Genomic DNA, 19,936 nt, shown 5'->3' with positions numbered 1-19,936 from the left:
GCAGATGCTCAAAGACGCCCGCCGCTCACCCCCAGAATGGTACAACTTCCTCGACAGCTTTGTGGGCGAAGAGCTCCTCGTCGCTCGCATCAAAGCGAAATCTACGCGGTAGCAATCGGGCGGTTACAGCTTATCTAAACTTGGGTTGCCGGAAAGTGGCGACGCCTGTCGGGAAACCATTAGTTTGCCTCAGCGTCTTTGTAAGGTATTGATTTATCATGGTTGTGCCGCATAGTTTCCCTCTGAAAATCTTGCCGAAAGCAACAGATCGCCTCACCGGGAAAGCAATAGATTGCCTCAAGTGATAAGGGCAAAAATAAACCCGGCAAAAGCCGGGTTCTTGGGGCGGTGTCTGAACGCTATGATAATGGTGGTAGTGATGATCTTAGATAAAAACTGCCGCCGATTTTCTCCCGATCCATCGCCAGCGGAATATCCGTCAGCCTCTTCTTCAAGTTCGAAAAATGGATCCCGAGTTCTCGTGACAGCACCGTCAGAGAGACGTAGGTTGACTGAAATTTCTCGATATCATCCAGGAAGATGATTGTCTGCGGGCATCGGTTCAGCGGGTTGATTGCAACTTGCGACGGCAGATACCCATACTCCATGAGTGACTTCAAAACTCGAGTGTTCACGGCAAGGGCTTTTTCGGATTCGCGGAGAGACAGGCCGCCATGATCATTAAGTCTAACGAGATCGCGCACCTCATCGACTGACACCCTAATTGAGAGAAATCCTGTGGCTGCGGCGTCAATCCGTACCGTCGCCAGTTCTCCTGCAATAAGGCGGTCGATGATCTCTGACATCGGGCAGCAGGCTTTCTTGCGGGCATCAATCAGGCTCATCAACTCGGCGTCCGACGAACTCATCGGCACCGCATTGTCCGCAAGCTGCGTCATAAACTCATCCAGTGCTTCCCGTTCGAAAGCGTACTGGGCGAGATTGCTACGCTCTGCATCTACCAACGGTCGAACGTAGCGCGTCAAGATGTCTACATCGTAAGGGCGAGGGATGTTTAGATACCCAGCTGCATCTTTCAGGGAGAGGGAGGCGATTGCTTTTCTGATAAACGCATCTGTATCGGCGGCGTGAAACAGGGCGTTATCATCGAACACATCAAGGTAATTGTCGCTCAGGAAGCCACCGAGATGGAGTAACTTTCGTAGCCGCTTGGGGTGGGCCTTGTACTCACGCGACGCCGTATAGACAGAATGTAGCTTTCGGACCTCAACAGGCTTGCCGAACATCTCATCACCAGGGCCAAGCGGCATTGTCTCGATGCAATGCCTGCTGACGATATCACGAAGCGGGTCGTACGCTTGATCGTCGGAGCCGTGAGCAAGCCATTCGTAGAAACGGCGAAAAACCGTCTTCGGGCCTTGGGATCTAGCTTTCGGATCATGCGCATCCTGAAACTTGGAAAGAACCGCACGGATGCTTGCTTCACCCTGAGACGCGATGTCGAAGCCGATGCCGCCAGCTTCATAAAGATTGTCGTCGGTGAGGTCATTTAGCTGAACCGTAACGCCAAAGGTTACGCAGGCACCCAGCACCTCGGAAAGCTTGGCGACGGCATCAATGCGAATGCCATCCAGCCACTGGCCATCGTGGGTATTACCATCAAGGCGCGACTGCATATAGTGATCGAGGGAGGAGGGGGGACGCGACCCCAAATCAAGGTCAAGGTGGGCGAGACGATCAATGCCGCCCTTCAAAGCTGTGGGGAAGTCATGGAGGGTGTTGGGCTTCAGGTCGTCAGAGATTTCAACCAGGGCCTGGCAGTGAATCTGGCAAGTTCGGATCGATCCCACCAGCCAATAGGCCCGCTGGTATGCTCGAGCGTAGGATCCGCCACCGTCCTGCCCAAGGTCATCGGCGATGCAATGAGGGCATACACGAACACGGCTGCGGACGAGGCCGGATCTCAGGATCCGTTCCCCGCGGAGTTCGTATGATCTAGCCTCGGTACGTTTGAAAGCGAAGTTAGACAGAGTGCCGAGATCGGCCCGAGCGCAATGGGCCAGACGCTCAAGGGCCTCGGTGCGGCCGTCAACGACGTGTTGGAACTGGAACCCCATATCCAAGCAGAAATCGCGAGCAGAACGGCCGTTCAGGTATGCAGTACGTGCCGCGAAGCTTGCCGGGGTCTCTGCATGCCCCAACGCGACGGTCAATTTCCGTGGGAGCTGTGCCATCATCGGTTCTTCTTCTCCCGGATTTTCTTGATTGGTTTGAGATCGTCAGTCTCTTCACCACGGGAAATGCGAAGAGCTTCAGCAACATCAATCTTGTGCCATTCCGCACTTGTGAAGACATTGAACTCTGGATCGCATCCGGAACGTGCCTCGTAGACGTCCGCAAAATGGTCGATGGTTACCTCGGCGACACCTTCACCGAAAGCCTCATCAATGGCATCCTGGACATATTCGATCATCGTGCCGAACTGGTTTTCGGCAGCGTGAAGCAGACGGGCATAGAAGGCGTCGTTGAAGATTTTGGGAGCAGACAACTTTGCGGCTGCGATGATCAGGCCCCTAGCCATGGCATGAATGTCGTCACGATCCGTTGTCAAAGACATATCGGCGAACGTCACGAAGCGGGTACGACGCTTGAGCTGCCGATCACCTTGGATGAATTCGACCAGCGATGGTAGGCCCGATAAGATGAGGCAAACTGGCCATTCTGACTGCTGTAATAATGCTTTCAACGTATTGCGAACCTTCTGAAGTTCACCAGCCGTGGCATACTCGACGGCATGTTGAAGCTCGTCGATATGGACGTAGCGAATGCCGTGAATTGGCAGACGCTCTCTGACCATCTGCCAGACAACGTTTTCTTTGAGATCCCTTAGTGTGGGATATCCGAGCGCCTTCAATAGGGGATTGCCGAGCTGCCTGAGAGTGCAGGGAGAAGGGGCCTTCACCGAGACAAGGGTGCGATCCTCAACATTAGCAATCTTCCAAAACTCCTCACGTTGGTGAAAAATGCGTTCGAGCGCTCTGGTTTTCCCTGCGCCTGGCTGGCCGATAACTGCAAGGATACGGCCTTCTGCCAGTCGACCCAAACGAGCGGCCGCGTCTCTCTCGCGAAAAGCTCTTTTGCTGGCCTTGATCAACGTCTGAATCTCGTCGCCCAGCGTTGCGTCCCGACTGTGCTTCGCATAGGCGCGTAAGACGCGGTGCATCACATCTTCATTTTGTTCGTTTTCAGTAATCAAAGCAGTATCTTGCATCTTAAAACTCCATGTTTGCAAAATCGTCGTCATCATCGTCGCTGCCGGTGCCGTCGTTCGGCTCAGCAGAGGTCGCAGGCTGTTCGATCTCGATCGTGGCGCTCGGGTCGACTGGGATGGCTAATGGCGTGGAAGCTGGCTTCCCCGTCTCCAGGAAATCGGAGCTGTCCGTGTCCGCGGCGCTCCTGCGGCCCTTGGGCTTCAGCCAAGACCTGACCAGACGTCGGACACCTTCGGAATCGTATCTCGAGACCATCAGCTCGGCCCGCTCGGTTGCCATATCCGAATGGGCAATGATGTCGGTCAGTGCCCGCAGGCGGATCTCGTTCGTGATATCGGCGTCATCCGGAGTTTCGCGGCGAGCTTTTTCGTCACTACGAACCCATAGATCGAGGCTCACGCCATCCATACCGCTTTGCTTGCAGGGCACGGCCAACCAATCGGTCCCGATACGAACAGATACCTGGCCCAAGTCATGCTGATCGATGCGGACCTGAACCATCTTGCCACCGCGCTCGAGAAACGCTTCGTAGAGTTCCTGGCTCTGGTAGAAGAGACCGAACACTTCGACGCCCACGCGACGAAGTTTCCTTTCTTCGATGGTGCTAAAGATCGCATGGATGACGTGATCGTCGACTGGAGGCGGTGTCCCGTAGATCCGTGTAAGTTCAGCCCATGCCTGCGCTGGAGTCCTGCCATTCAGGCCGTCATGCGCGGTATGATGATAGACATCGACGATAAATCTGACGAAGAGCTTCTTCAGTTCTTCATTGGTCAGAACGGCCGATGAGGTCTCGTCATAATCGCCCTTGGCGACTACATTTTCGAACGTCCGGCCATGAAATTTGGCGATGAACTTCTGATGCAAGGTTCCATTGAGGCGTTCGATGCGGGCACGATGATATGGGGTCCCAGCTGGCGGATACATGATTTCCGCCCCGAGTGATGCTACGGAAGCGCGGTACTCGTAATCCTTGAATTCGGATCCTTGGTCGGTGCAGATCGCTTCAAACGGGCCACCCATGTGCCATGAAGAAAGACAGCCCGCCGCCTTTGCCATGTCTGACTTGTCGGTCACGATGGTTCTGAGCGTGGTGACGGCAGCCTCGGCGGTGGCCTTGCCGGTGAAAATATGGAGACCGACAACGCAACGAGTGGCGCAATCAATTGCGACCAGCGCTGTCATGCTGACGCGTTCGACCTCCTTCCGTTCTTCCTTGGACATCTGTTTCCAGGCGTCAGTTCGAACCATCAGAGACTTAAGGGAGATGGTCCACCCATCCTTCTCAAGGCGTTCCATAGGGCGAGTAGGATTGATACCTTCCGCGACCATCTTCAGGTCTTTGCGAGCTTTGCTCTCTCCATGTCTTCCGGCGTAACCCGTGCCGTAATGGAGGGGGCTGATCTCCTTGCGGAAAGTCTGCAAGCTGGGCATCGGAAGGGGAGCCAAACCATTCTTCTGACGCGTCTGGTTGATCCTGAAGAGTTCTGTTTCCAGCTTCTCGTAGGTGGCAGACTTCGATGGCTTGTTGGATTCCGCCCATTGCTTGGCGACGTTTGCCATGATGGGATAAAGGTCGTCAGGAAGACGTGTTTTGCGATTACCGCTGCGCCCAAAGCCCTCCATCAGAGATAGCGGATCGAGACCGAGGCCCTCGTATGTGCGAAGCCACTTGCGGAGTGTCGTTGGCGTAGGAGGGGTCCTGACGGTCAACTTGCGTCCACACCGCTTCGAACCAACACGGAGCGTCATTTCGACATTGGTGTTTTCCTTGAAAAGTTTCCCGATCGCAGGTTCCATCGAGGCATCTGACCGCGACACCTCGCCATTGGTCTCCATTTCCAGGAAGCCATCGCAAAATGCCTTTCGCCACAGAACTGTCTGCTGCTGGACCTTGGGAAGATCAGCAAGATGCGTCTGTGATGTGCGGGCACGAACCCTTGCCTTAACCTCCGAGAAGAAATGAGGAAATCGTTTTAGGCTCCCTACTTGGTGGAAGTCATGGATTTCCTGATGAGTGAAGGTCTCGCAAAAATCGGGATTCGATACACGGCGAAACGTCTGTCCCTCAGCATCGCTGCTGTCGGGCGTGTAGTCGATACCGTTGATGACGATCTTGTCGGTCGTGTGATACCGATAACGGGGAGCTTCTGGGATGCCTACCATCAGATGCCCTCCATCTCAGCCTGTACGGACGGCTGCCGAACAAGGGTCATCATGGAAAGCGGCTTGTTGCCGATGGCGATGAGGTCGCCCTCTGCGACCAGGCAGAGAAGAGCAAGATAGCCATCGGAACCAGGGATGGATGCCCGAAGGATTGAACCGATTGTCGCCGCACCATTGAGCGATTTCACGAATTCTCGCATCTGGTCGACATTGCTCAGAACGCGGAAGCGATAGGCCCGCATGATCAGGCGTGCATTGTCGGCCCTGACTTCAGTGATCTGTCGCTCAGTCCGAAGATGGACGAAATCGCCGCAGCCCGCAGGGCGCTGTGCCTCAATCAGGCGGACGACATCACCGATGCCGCTCGTCTCGACCTGCGCTTCGTACTTCACCGCGATAGAATGGCGGATGCCCTTGTGTGTTCGAGCTTCGAAGTCAAAGGTGTGGGATCGTGTAACCCCATCGGCATCTACATACGTCACCGCGGCTGGCTGCTCGCGGATTTCTGCCACGTCAGGATTAGCCATCAGGATGTAGATCGCGTCTCGTTCGAGCTTGCTCTCAAACATGATTTCGCGATTGGTTCGCGGGTTGACCAACACACCACGGAAAGAGCTTCCACCAAACAAGCTGATCTCTCTTGTGGCAAGCGATTCCGATGGCGGCGTCCAACGGTGACGCGCAGGGGCATGGGTTAGCTCAGTAGCCACCTTTCTTTTGGGCTTTGACATGACAAATATCTCCAAGGCCGACGCGCCTATGGGCGGTCGGATTCTCAAAATGCCGGGAGATATTCGGGATCTCCGCGACGCTGATCAGGACCGAGGGTCCAGCGGATCAGGCCGTTATTATTCGGAGAGATTTGATGTCGCCGCGGGAGGCGGTAGTCGTAGCTAAATATGTCATCTGAAGCCTCCTTATGGCTTGGGGTTGCATCAAGACCATTCGAGTCGAGGCAGGAATGGACATAGATCGATCGTGCATAGTCGCACACGGAAGGGCCGACTAATGCAGATAACGTGATAGCAAATTGGGGTGGAGGGAGTGACCGATTATTGAACCCTTGGTTCAATATGAGGCATATCAAACCTTAGAGGGCCGTTATACGGGCGTCCTGCTGAGATTTCGATATGAACAGAGCCATCTTGTTTTCCCTTGTAGCGCGGCGCTTTGGCCAGCAGCGGGCTCATACCCGGAGACGGCCGTAGCTACAAGCGGAGTTGCGAAAGATGGTTAACGCAGGCGTTCGACTTAGGGTGAAGCAGGTTGATGGCACGGCTGATTACGCATTGCTCGCTGAAACCTCCGTGGTCCTAAGAGATCTAACAGTGGAGATTTGCGCCGGCAGAAATCTGTCGTCATCATTGTTTCGATGACTTGAGTAGTTGAAATAATGATCGACTTTGACAGTGAAGAACTAATAAGTCTTAGGATGGATGTGAGATCCTTTGTGGATCGCCTTAACTCTTCAGAGGCAGGTTGCACTGAGGATCCCTTGCCGATCCAGCTTATTTTGCAGTCTTTATCCTGGGGTGACACCTACGGCCTTGCACGATGGATCGAGTGGGCTGAACGTGACGAGCAATCCTGCTGTTGGAGCGACACGATTACTTCCGCTCATGTCGCCCTCCATCTATGGACGTGCATCGAAAATGAATATGGTTCTCAATGCCTCATGGATAGAGTCGTGATCGAGCGATTGTACGTCGGTCGCTCCGACTTTGAGGAGACATATAAAAAGGCGGAAGCGTTCATTACCTTGAAAGGCGAAAGCTTCCGCAATGATCTGGTAGACTTCAAATTTTGGGTTGGCTGACGTTTTCGCTGTAAGGCAACTTGAGCCGCGCTAAAACCTCAAGAAAACTGCCAAAATCCACTTCTGTTTCAGCGGTGCGGTCCACCAATTTGAATGAAATACTTCCATCTTGACCTACAAGGGTCAGTAATTCGCGGGACAGAAGCGTGGATTTAAGCTGGTCTTCGCTCTCTTTAAACTGAAATTCTATAACCTTAAGGGGATCCGGCAATCGACTGCGTTTTTCCCCTATCTTGTCCATGATTTTCTTTTTTACGTGAGCTAAATGTGCAAAGGCCTTTTTTCTTCCCACCTCGCCAGGGCCGAAATCTTCCATCTCGCCGTCTGCCAAAGCGGTGTAATGGATTTCTTCATTTCTGAAAACGGTGCCGAATCCCATAAATATCCCCTTTTTAAAAACTGCACTGACATCAGAAATTTATGAATAGACGGTGACTTCGATATTACTGCTTTCGACAGCATGCTCCTGAATCTCCGGCGTCAGGAAACCAGTCGAAACCAGCTCACTGATGAATTTCGAAGCGGAAACCTGTCGGCCTTCCAGGATCGTTTTAGCCCTCGCGAACTGTTCCGCTAAAGTCGCATCGATCCTTTGTCTCAGCCTTGAATTACACCGTCGCAGCGCCTCAAGTTCTTTGTCGTTAAAGGCCTCGCTGTAGCGCAACGTTGACCCCATCCCGAGCGACGTCTCCATCAGGGTTGCTAGCCTAGTTGCCACTGCCAAGTCAGACGACTTTCCGCCTCCTCCGCCATCACCAAAACTGCCAAGCCAAAGTTCCTCAGCAGCGATACCGCCTAAAGTGATAGCAATTCGATCAAGATAGGCTTGGCGATCACGTTTCTCAAATTCAGGAAATCGGAAATGGGCGATTCCGAAAGTCGTCTCCGTTGAGCCGGCGACTACATGGTGTGGAACAACGGTCCCGAGATATTCACCGCATCCGAGCGCGAGACCAACAACGGTATGTCCAGCTTCATGGACTGCGGCCATCCTACGAAATTCGCCTTCCACTGGAACCGTCGTGGGTAAGAACGGGATGATGTCCGCCATCTCGAATTGACGTCGGTTCTTTCTGGCGGCACGGCGTCCAGCACGAACCGCCTTCGCGAGGTCTGCTCCGGTCATCCCCTCAGTGGCCAGCTTGATTGGCTGGATCAAAGCTGATGGTACGGTGCAAGAGGCGAGTTGTGCCAAGATCTGGACACGATCATCTGCAGATGGCACGGGGATTGCGACATGGTGGTCCAATCGCCCCGACCTTACAATAGCGGGATCAATGCGCGATGGATGGTTTGTTGCACCGACAACGATGACGCCCTCGCGGTCTCCAAGCCCGTCGAGACATTCGAGAAGCGCGTTGACCACCTGGATGGAATAATCAGCGTTATCACTTCGGAACGTTGATCTGTCACCGAACGAGTCCATCTCATCGACAAAGATAATCGATGGAGATAACTGCCTCGCTTTGGCAAAGTCCGTCCTCATGGCCTTTAGCAGATCGCCAAGGTGTCCCTTGCTTTGCCACTGGCCTAAAGACGTGGCGACCAGACTGACGCCACACTCATGAGCCAACGCCCGTGCAAACACCGTTTTCCCGACACCGGGTGGCCCACTCAGAAGAATTCCGCTATCAATGTCGGACCAGGCGATAGATCCGTTCCGCCAGTCTTTCAGGTCTCCAGCAAGCTGGAGACCCCAGGCTTTCGCCTCACCATATCCATGCATTTTCGAGAGAGTAGGCGGCACTGCGGGGTGAGGCCTTTGTAGATGGTCCGAGGCATGTTCGAGACGGGAGAGCACTTCATCCATCGCTCGACCTGGACGTAATGCCGCCCAGACCAATTCCGATGGAAAACGGAAAGCTTGTCGTGCTTGACGCAAGCTCATCCGAAGCTTCAGGACAACCTTACATGCTGCTCTGAAATCTTGTGGCGTAATCGCCTGAAGATCAATAACGGCGTCAGTCGCGACCTTGATCAAAGCGGGAAGGTTTTGCCTTGTCTCCGTGATCACGATGACGCGGTGGTTGGACTGAAACTCTTTATCGAAAGATTTCAGAACCTTTGCTTCGCTATCGGATGCCCACAGGTACAGCAGACCCGAATCTGACCTGTAAAAATCTTCATTGTTCGTGGAGACGATCCTCGTGAGGATCTCTCCATAGTCGCTCAGGTCATAATCTTCCGGTGCGACCAGAACGACAGCTCCTGCGCCGCCATCTGCGAATTGCGGAGCTGCCTTGAGCGCACGTCGGACAGTGCGCTCAAGGGCATGTTGATAAGTGGATGATTTCTGTTTGTTACTGGGCAATCTTACCATTTGAAACGGACCTCGAGTTTCAACAATGAGCGGCATCAGGCCGTTTCTGATGCCTTGGACCCGAGGGTGTAAAATCGTGATCGTGTTCTCACGAACCCCCGCTCGGCATCGATGAAGAACACCTCACTGGTGATGCCGGGACGCCAGTCATCGATTTTGGGGTGGTCGAAAAACAGGCCGCTCAAGCAGGACACTGGTCTCGTGGTGTAAGACCAGTTTTCTAACGTTGGGGCGAGTTCGAGAACGCTAGGCGATGGTTCATGGCCTTTTCTCAGCGCCTTTAGGTCTGACAAGAGTTGACCATAACGCATGATTTTATGGTCAAGATCCCGGACCTGCCGATCGGTCAGTTTCAAATTCATGACAATACTCCTTGGATTGCGGTCTCCGTGGAGACCGCAGCAAAGTTGCTTCAGCGAGGTGATGGTGGATTTTTTAGGCCGCGGTGACCCGCGTCTGTGGTCCAATTGGACCATCATCGAGATCTATGACCAACACGCGGCGCAGGGCCAAAGCGGCGATGGTTCCGACAGGATCAATGCTATTCCGAATGACTTGTGCGCAAGCCGAAAGCGGCAAGGACCCATGCTCGTCAAGGCACGCCAGGAGACGTACGCGATCCCCCAATGTCACAGAGAGAGATGCGTATTGCAGGAGGTCTTTTGCATTGGCGAGGATATACGGTTGAAGGCCTGCCTGAGAATTGAAGCCGTATTGATAGCCTGCGGGGAATGGCATTTCCGAGACCCAGCTAGGAGGGGGTAGGGCGTCCGCAAAAATTACTTCGCTGCCCATGTGGATTGCAAAGTCGGGGATGTGTGATCGCCTACTTACTCGGATCATCGCCGGCAGGCATGACCAGGATTCCACACATGGATCAACATCAAGAAGGCATGCTAAGTCACGGGCTGCTTGGGACCGGAATAAGGCGGGTCCGTCACAGCGAACGCAATGGCGTGGCAGAAAGCTATTAGTAGAGGCATCGGCGCGGACTCGGCTAAGCCAAGGGCCCGCAAGGGATACATGAACACGGGACATGATACGCTCGTCCTGATACTGGCGATATTGATCGCCGAAGAACACTTGAAAGGTTCAGAGCTCAGAACTGGCCTATTCGGAAATCGCACGCGGCATCATTGCGGGATTCACGCTGTAGGATGCTATCGGTGAGTGTGCGGTTCATAGCCATGGGGCGGAACATATAGGGAACATTGTCACATGTCAAGCGCGTGGATCGGCCTATTAGATTGGTTTCTAAAACCCAGTCTGGTTAACGCAACGATCGGCTGCGAAAGGTCATGGTCTCAGCAGTTCCCGTTCCTAATGTTGTCCAGATGTGTGGCAAATCTTACTGCGGCGATTGACAGGCAATGGATTGGTAGCATTCTGATCCACGGCGAATTCTTCGCCAGGGCAATGGGGAAATAATGAAGAGAAATTTGTTGATGCTGGCGCTTGCGCTGGCAGTGTCTGGCTGTGCAAAGCGCCCAGACGCGATCGTTCCTGCCGACATTCCAATGGCAGCATATACGAACTATGGATGCGAACATCTCGCGCAGGAATTGATCAAGGAGCAGACGAGCCTCGCGGCTGTGTCCAAAGCTCAGAGCGAGGCTGCCACTGGCGATGCAGTTGGCGTCTTCCTGATCGGAGTGCCGATGTCGTCAACATTTGGGGGGGATAAAGAAGGGCAAGTCGCGGTCGCAAAAGGGAAAGTACAGGCAATCCAGTCAGCCATGACTAGCAAGAATTGCAATATGCCAGCGAGTTCGTCCGCTAGCATGAAGAAAACCTCTTGAAGAATTGAGGGGGGCGTCCAAACGCCCCCTCTGTCACGCGAAGCATATGGTCAGTCTCCCTCAAATCTATCGGGTGACAAATCGTCGCGCTTAGGTTGTAATTGGTCGTGATGTTGATTTTCTCTGTTTTTGGGGAGGTTGATGCGTCCATCAGATTACCTTGATCGGTTGCGCAGAAAGTATAGGGCGCACGGTGACGTCGTCTTAGATGACCAAGAGGTATTGGAACTCATTCTGTTTCGCCTGAAGCCTCGGGGGGATGCGAAGCAAGCCGCACAGCAATTGATGGACAGGTTTGGAACGATAGAGGCCGTTCTCAATGCTCCCATTTATTTGTTGGAGCAGACGAGGGGAGTCGGGAAATCCGTTGCTTTCGATCTGAAAATGATCGCGACAACAAGTCAGCGTGCGTTGAAGGACAAAGTTCGGCGCGAGCCAGTTCTGTCCTCATCGAGGGCGGTCATTGATTATTGCCGTGCGATGATGGGCTGCGAGCGACGAGAGCTATTTCGGATCCTGTTTCTAGGCAAACACCACGCGCTTGTGGGAGATGAGGTTCACTGTCATGGGTCGGAGAGCTTCGTATCAGTTTACCCGCGCGAGATTGTTAGGCGAGCGCTTGAACTTTCAGCATCTGCTATCATTCTCGTGCACAACCATCCGAGCGGAAATTTGAAGCCGTCCTCGGCCGATATCATGATGACCCAGGCAATCCTTATGATGACGAGGCCAATGGGCATCGAGCTACATGATCATCTGATAGTATCGCGCAATGGCCATGCCAGTATGAGGGCGTTGGGTCTAATCTAACCGCATCGGCAACGAGTTGGAGATACGCATGGTTGATCCTAAAAATATCGAAGAAATCAGACGTCGCCTAGAGGAGCTACGGCAACGGTCTGACAGCGAGGGGGCGGCCATGCTGTCCTATCTCATCCATATGGCCACAGTTGAGGCTGAGGACATCTTGTCAGGAAGACGGGAAGTTGACGTACCTATTGGCAGTGGTCTGACATCGAAGCATTGAACGTCTCACCGATTCACCCTGACGACCGAGATAGCAGTCGGTGTGACTAGGCAGCGGTAAGGTGTGGCACGCGACCTACCTTGGAATACGGCACGATCCATTCTCCAATCGCGGGATTGAATACCCCAGGAAGAGGGAAGTATCGATCTATCAATGCGAAATCCCGCGTGTCCAAGGTTGCTATTGGCATGCCATAGCAAACAGCAAGCGCAGCTATCTTGAGATCTTGAACAGGAGGGCGTTGCCGGCCTTTAGCGTAATTGAGCCAGAGATTTTTCAGGAAAGGTTCGACAGCCATTCTAGCTTCGAGTGCGGCCACACGCGGCGTCATTATCGGATATTCGAATTCGGTTTTCATGAGCTGGTCCCACCAGTAACGGAGCTGGGCCGCACGAGCTGGATCCGTTCGGCTCTTGTTCGTTATTCCCCATTCGATTTCAAAAATCACAGGGAAGGGGATCGCGACGGATTCAGTTTTCTTAAGCCACTGAATGATACGCGGATGTGGCTTACGTTTCTGTGTTTCACTGACGATATTAGTGTCTAAGATGAACGTGCCAAAATTCATGTGTTGGCCCCTGAACGGTGCTCCGCTATTATTTGGTTGAAATCATACGGCGCGATAATGCCTCGTTTGCTACGATAGGTAGCAGACGACAGTTTGGTTAATGAATTCTAAGCAAATAGGTGCAAGTTGTCAGACTGCCGACAGGAGTGGAGCCGTCGTGAAGCCGAAAAAGCTATTCGCGAAGTTTTCGACGCTGCAAAATCTCAGCCGCAGGCAGTCGTCGATTTTGATGGTACTTTCGAAATTCGATTCATAAAGCCGCCGCTGAAGCAGAGGGCGGCTGATTTTCTAGCTGAGGGTGGGCCACTTGATGACTGAGCTATCAGGGCGTGCCAAGTATACCGCTATTGATCGGAGATGTCTCTCGCGATCAGATGTTTGTCATAATACCGTTTGCGGAAAATGAGACGACCATTTCGAAGTTTGTATGTGGCCAAAAGATAGATCAGATCGGCCTTTGACCCGGAAATATCGATGCTTTCAATTGCTTCGAGATTGGGGTCAAGCGCGATGCGTCTGCACTCCGACATCAGTGTGCTGTATGGGACAGAGAGGAACTTCGTTATATCGGTTTCAGCAAAGGAATGATCGGAGGGATCGAATATTCCGGCTCCGACACGCTCGCAATCTTCCAATGGTACGCTCGCCTTCAAGGTACGGAATTTTAATTCATAACCATCGACTGAACCCTGCAGAACTTCGACCTGTCTACTTTCCAAGGTCTCACACACTGCTGACGCATGGTCTGGAGTTATACGCGGACCAAGGAATACGCGCTTCAATGCGCCATCGACGTAGTGTTTAGGGCCGACTTCGCCAGTCAGATATCGCCATTCCTTCTCATGGGCCCATTCGCTACGTTTTCTGGTAATGCGGGCATGTATGGAGTTCTTGAGGCGATCTCCACCAAAATCGGCCATCGTTAACGGGGGAAGAGCTGACTTTGCATAGGAGACGGGTAGCAACTGCTCACCCTGGAAATCGCCGATGCTAAGCTCAGATGTCTCGAATTCAAGGCACATACCTGCGAAGTTGCTGCCATAGTAAGCCCATAGTGGCAGGTCCTCGTGCGAGCTCGAAAACGAAACCAGCGCGAACTTATCGATAAGTGCGGAAAACTCGTCATAAATTGCGGTAAGCTTTTTGCCACCGCCAAAAAACAGGGCATCGATAATATGGTCGCTGGGTCCACCCGTTTCATAGAACGCCTCCATCGGGTCGTTCATTGATTTGAACGAAGGCGAGAAAAGGTAGCTTTGTTTCAGAGCTTCCATCTCGCGATTTAGGAGCTGGTCGTCGAGTGGTCGATATCGATAAAGCAGTTTGGGTGGCTGGACTATCTTCATGATGGAGTGGCCGTCCATATCATTGAGCTGGCGCATCTCGGCGTCGAATGCGGATTTCGATGCGCCGACGTGTTTCGACGTCGCCTGCTTCACCCAGCGTCAAGACATCACCAGGAAGGATCAACTGAGCAGCGGAAAGCGGAAGAACCGTTATTCCTTCGAGAGAGGCGTTGGTTTTCAGAACGTTGGCAACAGAGATCGCTCTTGCGAGGCCAAGCCCTGCGTTATCGGCAGGTACCAGCGTTGATACCGCAGCTTGTGACGCAAGGACATTGATAGAGTTCTTGTCCATATTGGAATTTGGCCGAGAGAGCGGTTGCTCATCAGTGTGACCGATAACCTCCACGATGTCGGCACCGTAGTTCTTCAAATTAGCGGCGATCTGATCTGAGATCGAACCACTTAGCTTACTGGAGAACGACGGGGTGAGCTCGGCGCTGCCAGATGTGAAATAGTTTCCGTTCGCCTCACTGAGACTTATGATTGGTGGCCACTCATGTGGCTTTGACGTCTCACCCAGCGATGCAAGCCGTTGGTCCAACGCTTCTGCTTTTGCCGTCATAGCGGCCAATTCAGCCTGGAGGCGCTTTACATCTTCCGCCGCAGTATCACGCATTTTCTCCGCGGCTACGAGCTCATTTACTCGTGCCAGCACGTCTTCGGCTCGGGTCAAAGCCAAGCTCTCTTGAACGCTCGTGAGAGTATCTTTCGCTACGACTAGCTCTCTCCAATCGTCAGGGGTTTCAACCGAGGCGAAGGCCTTTAGCTGTCGTTTCAGCGTCTCTACTTCAGCTTGAAGAGCCTCCACGTCCTTTCTCGCCAAAACAGTCTCAACAGCCTGCTGTTCTTTTGCACGGAGAGCATCCACCGCCTTTTGTCGCTCGGCGGCGATTACTGCGCCAGCTACTAGCAGAAGGCAGAAGATGACGAGCAGTAGGGACTCAGCCATGGTGAAGCCGAGGATCAAACCTCGATTATATCCCTTAGTCTCAATACTAGTGGCGCTGTCGCTCATCGTCTCCACCAGCTCCGTGAAGGCTTATCGTCATCGGACATGACGGTATCAGGCAGTTGGATGGAATCGTGGTCTAGGCGGGGAGATAGGTTGGGATCGAGGGGCAAGGCGTTTGTGCTTGGGCTATTCTGAATGGCAGCCTCGAGAGGCGTGACGATGGGCATCTTGGCTTCGATGCTCTTGAGAGAGGCCTCAATCTTGCTACCCGACGATATGGCTCGTTCCTCCGCCTTTCTGCTGGAAGCCAAACCATTGGCCAACATGGTGGAAAGTGCTTCTATCCTCCTCAGATTCTCAGCATGCGAAGATTGTCCTGCGGTCAACGCGGGGATCACGCGTTCAAGGCCTGCCAGAAGATCGCCCATCGCGGTGGCGGACCTCGTTTCACTATCCTTGGCGCTGGTTATACGATCGCTGAGCTTGTCCAAACTGGTTGCGGTTTGTTTGAAGGGGCCTAGCGCAGACAGGATCTTTTTTGCGGTCTCCTGAGTGCTCCGAGCATTGTCGGAAACTGCGTCCGTGGTGATTTTTACGAGACCGCGAAGCTCCTCTACCGCGGGAGCTACCTCGATTTTCACTATTTCCTCTGGTGATCTGGCTTTGCCATATTTTTCTGCGGCAACGTCAAGAGCTGAAGCTAACTTGCTGATGCGTTCTTCAACCTTCTCGACAGAGCCATTGAGGCTATCAGTGATCTCGGCGACAGCTTTCGCATTCTTTTCCGCAAATGCGCTGATCTGCTCATGGGTGCGCTCTAGCGTCGCCACCAATCGCGCCGAAGCTTCCTCAATGGGCTGTGTTGCCTTCAAAGACATGGCCTCAATAGAGGCTCTGACAGCTTCACCGTTTCTTTCAGCCTGCCGCGCGATTTCCTCGAAACCCTCGGAAAGCATCTGATTGCTTGTGCGGCGATAGCTGGAGAATTCCATCGCAGAGGAATCCAGCTCGCTTCGAACACGGCGCGTCATCTCTGCAAGCTCGTGGCGGACGGCCCTTTCGATATCCACCGGATCACGGCGCATCTGATTGAAGAAGATGCGTAGGGCGATCCCCATAATGGTTGAAATGATCGCGATGCCGAAATTTCTGACAACATCTTCGATCGATGCTTGGCCAGTAAATTTATAGAGGGAGATGCCCAAGCTGGTGAGCGTAAAGACAAAGCCCATATAATAAAGGTTGTCGCCAGCTTGTTCGTTGTGAAGCCGAATACCCGGCAGCATGTTGAGAGCAAAGTACAACAGCATCAAGATGACCGGCACGGCCGTCACCAAGACGATGTCCATATCGTATAGCTTGCCAAACCATATGATGGCCGACCCCATCACTGTCAAAATGACGAAGATTGCTATTGGGCCGTTTGTCCGTATGGCGGTTTTGATATCGACCGATGCCATCACCTTACTCCTGTCAGTCGTTCAAAGCCGATAAAGTCGCCACGATTGGCTCTCACCCAAGCCAGCCAAAACTCGGCGATCTCGTTTGCTGGAGGCATGTTTGGGCGTTGAAAGGCCAGAACCTTTACGCCGATCCCATCGAGCGGAGTCCGATAGCGATCACGCGCTGGGCTTTTCTCATAAGCACCGTATCCGGTGCCGTTGCGGTACATCGAGTAAGCGTCGGTGTGCTCCATCATGTCTGAAGCAAGGTACAACGTCCGGGGAATCTGAGAAGCGCCGTCGCTTGAAAGACTTGCAATTACTATCTTCTGGATACCAGCCATGATGGGTGACTGTTTGGCCGCTTGCGCAGTATCGGTGCTATCGACCATCTTCTCCAAAGGATCGGAAAAAGCCTTTTTCCATCGCTCCTGGATTTTGCGAGGATTGGTCGTCCAAGGGTCGGCTGAACTGCCGTCACCCGGGTTACAGCCATAATATGTTCTCTTCGGCTGGCCTTCGCTTTCAGTCAGGAAGTAGACCTCGATGAGGCCGCCTTTGGGTACCTGTGCCACAACTTTCTGGAACTGATTCTGCAGATCCAGCTTGGTCACTTCCGATATGGGATCAGTTACATCGAGCAGCATCGCCGACATTGATACCGGACCAGTTACTGGGCAGAGATTCTCGTCCGTGGCAACCTCGTCTCCAGCCCGGACTTTAAGGTAGACCAAGGCCGATGCAGCCACAGCGATAAAAAGAACGAGAGCGAATATGGCAATCGCCGCCCATGGAGAAGAGGAACTTCCTCTACGTTTACGCCTGGGTCGGGCCATTGATCGTCTCCGGGAATAGATTGTCGAGTTGATGGTAGGCCGTGACGGCGTCTTCGAACTCCTGGCTAATTCGCTTCATCTGCTCGCCCAGTTCGAGTTGAGCTGCCTGAATTCTCTCGGCGAGATCCTTGTCACTCCAGTCATCAGAAGTGTCGATGATGATGCTTCGTTTTTGCATCTTGTATTGCGTGGAAAAGTATTTGGGCGGTGACGCAGAGCGCGACTGACGATTGGCTTCGCGATAGGTCGTGAGAAGTTTCCGTCCCACCTGTTCCAGGTGATCCTGGTGCTCCGCGTAGAGCTTCACCATACGGCTACGATTATCCAAAATTGACGCGCATTCCTTGCGTCGCGTCGACAGCTCGCGGACAATCCATTCGATCTTCTCGTTGTGATCGTTTCGGATATCCTTGAGGTCTGCGATGAGATCGAGCTTTCGGTCGATGTATTCGTTTCGGGCTTTTACATAACGATTATGGGTGCCGGCATAACCGGGGTAGGGGTCCGAAATCAGCAGCGAGTCGACCAGCGCGATGAGCGAGAAAATGAACCCGCTGACAAACAGAACCCACGAATCGATATCATTCATCGAAAGCGGGGCGTCCCATAGGCGTCGCATCACCTCGGGTCCCACCTCATCGACAAGGGAGGCTGAGACCTCTCGGTAGTGAGCCATGACGAGGTTCACGGAGATTGCTACGGCAAGCCATAGAATGATGCCCAAGAAGCCCACGAGCTTCCAGAGGAAGGCTCTGTGCACAATTCTAGGAATTACGAAGAGCCCAAGGAGCACCGTCGAGATCACGTTCGCGAATGCAAACGCGAAGGCGTACATTATGCCTCCCAAGAAACCTTGATCGCTTCCTTTCGCAAGGAATGTGCCGTTGACCCAGGTTTCAATGACAAGAAGTGCGGCAATGATCAGCCACTTAATCGCTGTCGCTGTGGTGCTCTTGGTTCGAGCAACACGCTTCTCCAATCCATTACGTTCGCGAAAGTCCGCGAGTTCGACATCCGCTTCGCGTAACCCTTTACGCAGTCCATGTAGCTCATCGCGGCCACCTGCGACATCAGCGCGAAAGTCGTTGACGCTGGAGTGGTTGGCTATCTGGATCTGACCAAAATGACCATCGAAATCGAGGTTCCGAAGTCGGGTGGAGAACGTTGAAAGCTGATCCTCCATGATTTGATAGGAGTCATCGCGCTGGTTTTCTATGCGCTCAACAATCACCCGCTCGACATCGTCGAAATCCTTCGCCGACGCGGGCGGGATATCCTGTTTTCCGTTCTCAGCACCTTTGTCCTCTATCTCCAGAGAACGCGTCAGTTTCTCTGGATCAAGGGGCGGAAAGGGATTGGTCGTTACGCGAAAGTCGTGACTGGTATCACGGAGGCTCTCGAACAACTTGTTGAGCGATTCAAATCGGGCTGCCATTTATCGAAGTGCTTTCGTGTCGAACGGGAAGTGACTCAGTGTCCCCAGGCTGGCGCTCGCCATCCTGCCTCGATGGCTTCGTCTTCTGAACAAAACCAACGTTCGCCACTCACAGTGTCGATTTTCGTCTTGGCATAGTCCTTGGACCAAGGGGTATGGTAGATCTTTTCCTGCTTCCGATTGATGTTGCCCTTAATGGGGCAATCTGGATCAGGCGCATTGTTTAAGGGGGAGGCCCATCGAGCGGCACGATAATCCCAGGCTGTTTGGGTCTCTTTCTGCCAGATGCCGATCTTATCCGCCTGAGCCTTTTCCTCGACGGCGACATAATCGATCGAATATCGTCTAAACGCCCATGCCATGCCGGCGGCGACCATTTCAGAATTGATATCGATCTTATCGGCAAAGCAGACGCCGATTACTCTGCTGTAGGCATCCTTGCCGCGTGCCTCGCATCTGACCGATCTGCCTGCGATCAAGGTCTCCAGTTTCTCGATTGCAGCTTTACCGCAATTCCAAGAGCCACCTCTGGTAGCTTTGCAACTTTGCCCAGCCTCTGGGGCATCGATACCATGCAACCGATATCGGACGTTATCGACGTCAATGGTGTCGCCATCGACTATACGGACGTCAGAAAACGCATATGCATTAGCTGGCAGCACAAATGCCACCAGACATGAAATGATGATGTACTTCAGCAAGTTGAACCCCCAACTTATGCTGATCGTATTTCAACTTGTGTCCATTTGGCAATCTCGCGTGAGGGTTTCGCACATTAATGATTAATTTACGAAGCCATTGAGATGTGTAACTCGCAATGGTTGAATTGCTTTGGGGCGTGATTCGTTAAATAGGTTTCATTTGGGGGCGTTAATGCCAGTTCTGAGAGTGATTTTTGCCGTGCTTTTTGTCAGCGCGTTTTGTTCGGATGCTTTGGCGCATGGGGGAGGTTGCCGCAAAGATTCTCCGCCAGGAAAATGCTGCCACATGGATAAA

The 19,936-nt window shown here is 53.1% G+C and carries 17 protein-coding genes; 3 read left to right on the top strand and 14 right to left on the bottom strand.

The features are described from left to right. Positions 1–359: 359 nt before the first annotated feature. From ACI3K0_RS25230 to ACI3K0_RS25215, 4 genes are all read right to left on the bottom strand, one after another. Positions 360–2,198: a TniQ family protein gene (locus tag ACI3K0_RS25230; protein WP_404946439.1), complete on the bottom strand. Its 1,839-nt coding sequence runs from the start codon at positions 2,196–2,198 to the stop codon at positions 360–362. Continuing rightward, positions 2,195–3,232, bottom strand: a complete 1,038-nt coding sequence (locus tag ACI3K0_RS25225) for an ATP-binding protein (protein WP_404946438.1) — start codon at positions 3,230–3,232, stop codon at positions 2,195–2,197. Before ACI3K0_RS25225 ends, ACI3K0_RS25230 begins: the two co-directional genes overlap by 4 nt. Position 3,233: 1 nt before the next feature. After that, positions 3,234–4,985 carry a Mu transposase C-terminal domain-containing protein gene (locus ACI3K0_RS25220; RefSeq protein ID WP_404946437.1) on the bottom strand — a complete coding sequence of 584 codons (1,752 nt, stop codon included), beginning with the start codon at positions 4,983–4,985 and terminating at the stop codon, positions 3,234–3,236. A 413-nt stretch (positions 4,986–5,398) separates the two neighbouring features. After that, the gene (locus ACI3K0_RS25215) at positions 5,399–6,145 is read right to left on the bottom strand and encodes a TnsA endonuclease N-terminal domain-containing protein (protein ID WP_404946436.1); all 747 of its coding nucleotides are present in this window, start codon (positions 6,143–6,145) and stop codon (positions 5,399–5,401) included. Positions 6,146–6,894: 749 nt separating this feature from the next. Between ACI3K0_RS25215 and ACI3K0_RS25210 the strand changes: the two genes are divergently transcribed. Further along, on the top strand, positions 6,895–7,215 hold the full coding sequence (locus tag ACI3K0_RS25210) for a hypothetical protein (protein ID WP_404946435.1): 321 nt from the start codon (positions 6,895–6,897) through the stop codon (positions 7,213–7,215). On the opposite strand, the gene ACI3K0_RS25205 is transcribed toward ACI3K0_RS25210, so the two are convergent. From ACI3K0_RS25205 to ACI3K0_RS25195, 3 genes are read right to left on the bottom strand one after another with little or no spacing between them, the layout of a single operon-like run. Continuing rightward, the gene (locus ACI3K0_RS25205; RefSeq protein ID WP_404946434.1) at positions 7,196–7,594 is read right to left on the bottom strand and encodes a hypothetical protein; all 399 of its coding nucleotides are present in this window, start codon (positions 7,592–7,594) and stop codon (positions 7,196–7,198) included. The genes ACI3K0_RS25210 and ACI3K0_RS25205 overlap by 20 nt on opposite strands. Before the next feature lie 39 nt (positions 7,595–7,633). Continuing rightward, positions 7,634–9,571 carry an AAA family ATPase gene (locus ACI3K0_RS25200; RefSeq protein ID WP_404946433.1) on the bottom strand — a complete coding sequence of 646 codons (1,938 nt, stop codon included), beginning with the start codon at positions 9,569–9,571 and terminating at the stop codon, positions 7,634–7,636. Then, complete coding sequence (locus ACI3K0_RS25195; protein ID WP_404946432.1) at positions 9,571–9,897, bottom strand: hypothetical protein; 327 nt, start codon at positions 9,895–9,897, stop codon at positions 9,571–9,573. The genes ACI3K0_RS25200 and ACI3K0_RS25195 overlap by 1 nt, the downstream gene beginning before the upstream one ends. Positions 9,898–10,962: 1,065 nt before the next feature. Between ACI3K0_RS25195 and ACI3K0_RS25190 the strand changes: the two genes are divergently transcribed. Together ACI3K0_RS25190 and radC are read left to right on the top strand one after the other, a co-directional pair. Then, positions 10,963–11,334, top strand: coding sequence for a hypothetical protein (locus ACI3K0_RS25190; protein WP_404946431.1), 372 nt, complete (start codon positions 10,963–10,965; stop codon positions 11,332–11,334). A gap of 141 nt (positions 11,335–11,475) precedes the next feature. Beyond that, on the top strand, positions 11,476–12,144 hold the full coding sequence (radC, locus tag ACI3K0_RS25185; RefSeq protein ID WP_404946430.1) for a DNA repair protein RadC: 669 nt from the start codon (positions 11,476–11,478) through the stop codon (positions 12,142–12,144). Positions 12,145–12,407: 263 nt separating this feature from the next. Here radC and ACI3K0_RS25180 read toward each other — a convergent pair whose 3' ends face one another. The 7 genes from ACI3K0_RS25180 to ACI3K0_RS25150 all read right to left on the bottom strand — a co-directional run bounded on the left by ACI3K0_RS25180 (position 12,408) and on the right by ACI3K0_RS25150 (position 19,641). After that, entirely contained in the window at positions 12,408–12,929 is a 522-nt protein-coding gene (locus ACI3K0_RS25180; protein ID WP_404946429.1) for a PIN domain-containing protein, read from the bottom strand. A gap of 344 nt (positions 12,930–13,273) precedes the next feature. Beyond that, positions 13,274–14,311, bottom strand: a complete 1,038-nt coding sequence (locus ACI3K0_RS25175) for a DUF2971 domain-containing protein (RefSeq protein WP_404946428.1) — start codon at positions 14,309–14,311, stop codon at positions 13,274–13,276. After that, positions 14,295–15,290 (bottom strand): hypothetical protein, encoded by a 996-nt coding sequence (locus ACI3K0_RS25170; RefSeq protein ID WP_404946427.1) that lies wholly within the window; start codon positions 15,288–15,290, stop codon positions 14,295–14,297. Before ACI3K0_RS25170 ends, ACI3K0_RS25175 begins: the two co-directional genes overlap by 17 nt. After that, positions 15,287–16,687 (bottom strand): methyl-accepting chemotaxis protein, encoded by a 1,401-nt coding sequence (locus ACI3K0_RS25165; protein WP_404946426.1) that lies wholly within the window; start codon positions 16,685–16,687, stop codon positions 15,287–15,289. Before ACI3K0_RS25165 ends, ACI3K0_RS25170 begins: the two co-directional genes overlap by 4 nt. After that, a complete protein-coding gene (locus tag ACI3K0_RS25160; RefSeq protein WP_404946425.1) occupies positions 16,687–17,505 on the bottom strand; it encodes a hypothetical protein in 819 nt (272 codons plus the stop codon). Before ACI3K0_RS25160 ends, ACI3K0_RS25165 begins: the two co-directional genes overlap by 1 nt. After that, positions 17,486–18,940, bottom strand: coding sequence for a hypothetical protein (locus ACI3K0_RS25155; RefSeq protein WP_404946424.1), 1,455 nt, complete (start codon positions 18,938–18,940; stop codon positions 17,486–17,488). The genes ACI3K0_RS25160 and ACI3K0_RS25155 overlap by 20 nt, the downstream gene beginning before the upstream one ends. Before the next feature lie 35 nt (positions 18,941–18,975). Further along, positions 18,976–19,641, bottom strand: a complete 666-nt coding sequence (locus ACI3K0_RS25150) for a thermonuclease family protein (protein ID WP_404946423.1) — start codon at positions 19,639–19,641, stop codon at positions 18,976–18,978. Positions 19,642–19,936 lie beyond the last annotated feature (295 nt).

This window comes from Rhizobium sp. ZW T2_16 (assembly GCF_044987325.1).
Taxonomy (GTDB): domain Bacteria; phylum Pseudomonadota; class Alphaproteobacteria; order Rhizobiales; family Rhizobiaceae; genus Neorhizobium; species Neorhizobium cellulosilyticum.
Note: the sequence above shows the minus strand (reverse complement) of the source record. Positions and strands in the feature narration are given on the sequence as shown.

Bases quoted from the DNA above. Each gene is read 5' to 3' on its own strand.
- ACI3K0_RS25230 (WP_404946439.1), bottom strand. From the start codon at position 2,198: ATGATGGCACAGCTCCCACGGAAATTGACCGTCGCGTTGGGGCATGCA.
- ACI3K0_RS25195 (WP_404946432.1), bottom strand. From the start codon at position 9,897: ATGAATTTGAAACTGACCGATCGGCAGGTCCGGGATCTTGACCATAAA.
- ACI3K0_RS25220 (WP_404946437.1), bottom strand. From the start codon at position 4,985: ATGACGCTCCGTGTTGGTTCGAAGCGGTGTGGACGCAAGTTGACCGTC.
- ACI3K0_RS25170 (WP_404946427.1), bottom strand. From the start codon at position 15,290: ATGAGCGACAGCGCCACTAGTATTGAGACTAAGGGATATAATCGAGGT.
- ACI3K0_RS25190 (WP_404946431.1), top strand. From the start codon at position 10,963: ATGAAGAGAAATTTGTTGATGCTGGCGCTTGCGCTGGCAGTGTCTGGC.
- ACI3K0_RS25205 (WP_404946434.1), bottom strand. From the start codon at position 7,594: ATGGGATTCGGCACCGTTTTCAGAAATGAAGAAATCCATTACACCGCT.
- ACI3K0_RS25155 (WP_404946424.1), bottom strand. From the start codon at position 18,940: ATGGCAGCCCGATTTGAATCGCTCAACAAGTTGTTCGAGAGCCTCCGT.
- ACI3K0_RS25160 (WP_404946425.1), bottom strand. From the start codon at position 17,505: ATGGCCCGACCCAGGCGTAAACGTAGAGGAAGTTCCTCTTCTCCATGG.
- ACI3K0_RS25200 (WP_404946433.1), bottom strand. From the start codon at position 9,571: ATGCCGCTCATTGTTGAAACTCGAGGTCCGTTTCAAATGGTAAGATTG.
- ACI3K0_RS25180 (WP_404946429.1), bottom strand. From the start codon at position 12,929: ATGAATTTTGGCACGTTCATCTTAGACACTAATATCGTCAGTGAAACA.
- ACI3K0_RS25165 (WP_404946426.1), bottom strand. From the start codon at position 16,687: ATGGCATCGGTCGATATCAAAACCGCCATACGGACAAACGGCCCAATA.
- ACI3K0_RS25225 (WP_404946438.1), bottom strand. From the start codon at position 3,232: ATGCAAGATACTGCTTTGATTACTGAAAACGAACAAAATGAAGATGTG.
- ACI3K0_RS25175 (WP_404946428.1), bottom strand. From the start codon at position 14,311: ATGCGCCAGCTCAATGATATGGACGGCCACTCCATCATGAAGATAGTC.
- radC (WP_404946430.1), top strand. From the start codon at position 11,476: ATGCGTCCATCAGATTACCTTGATCGGTTGCGCAGAAAGTATAGGGCG.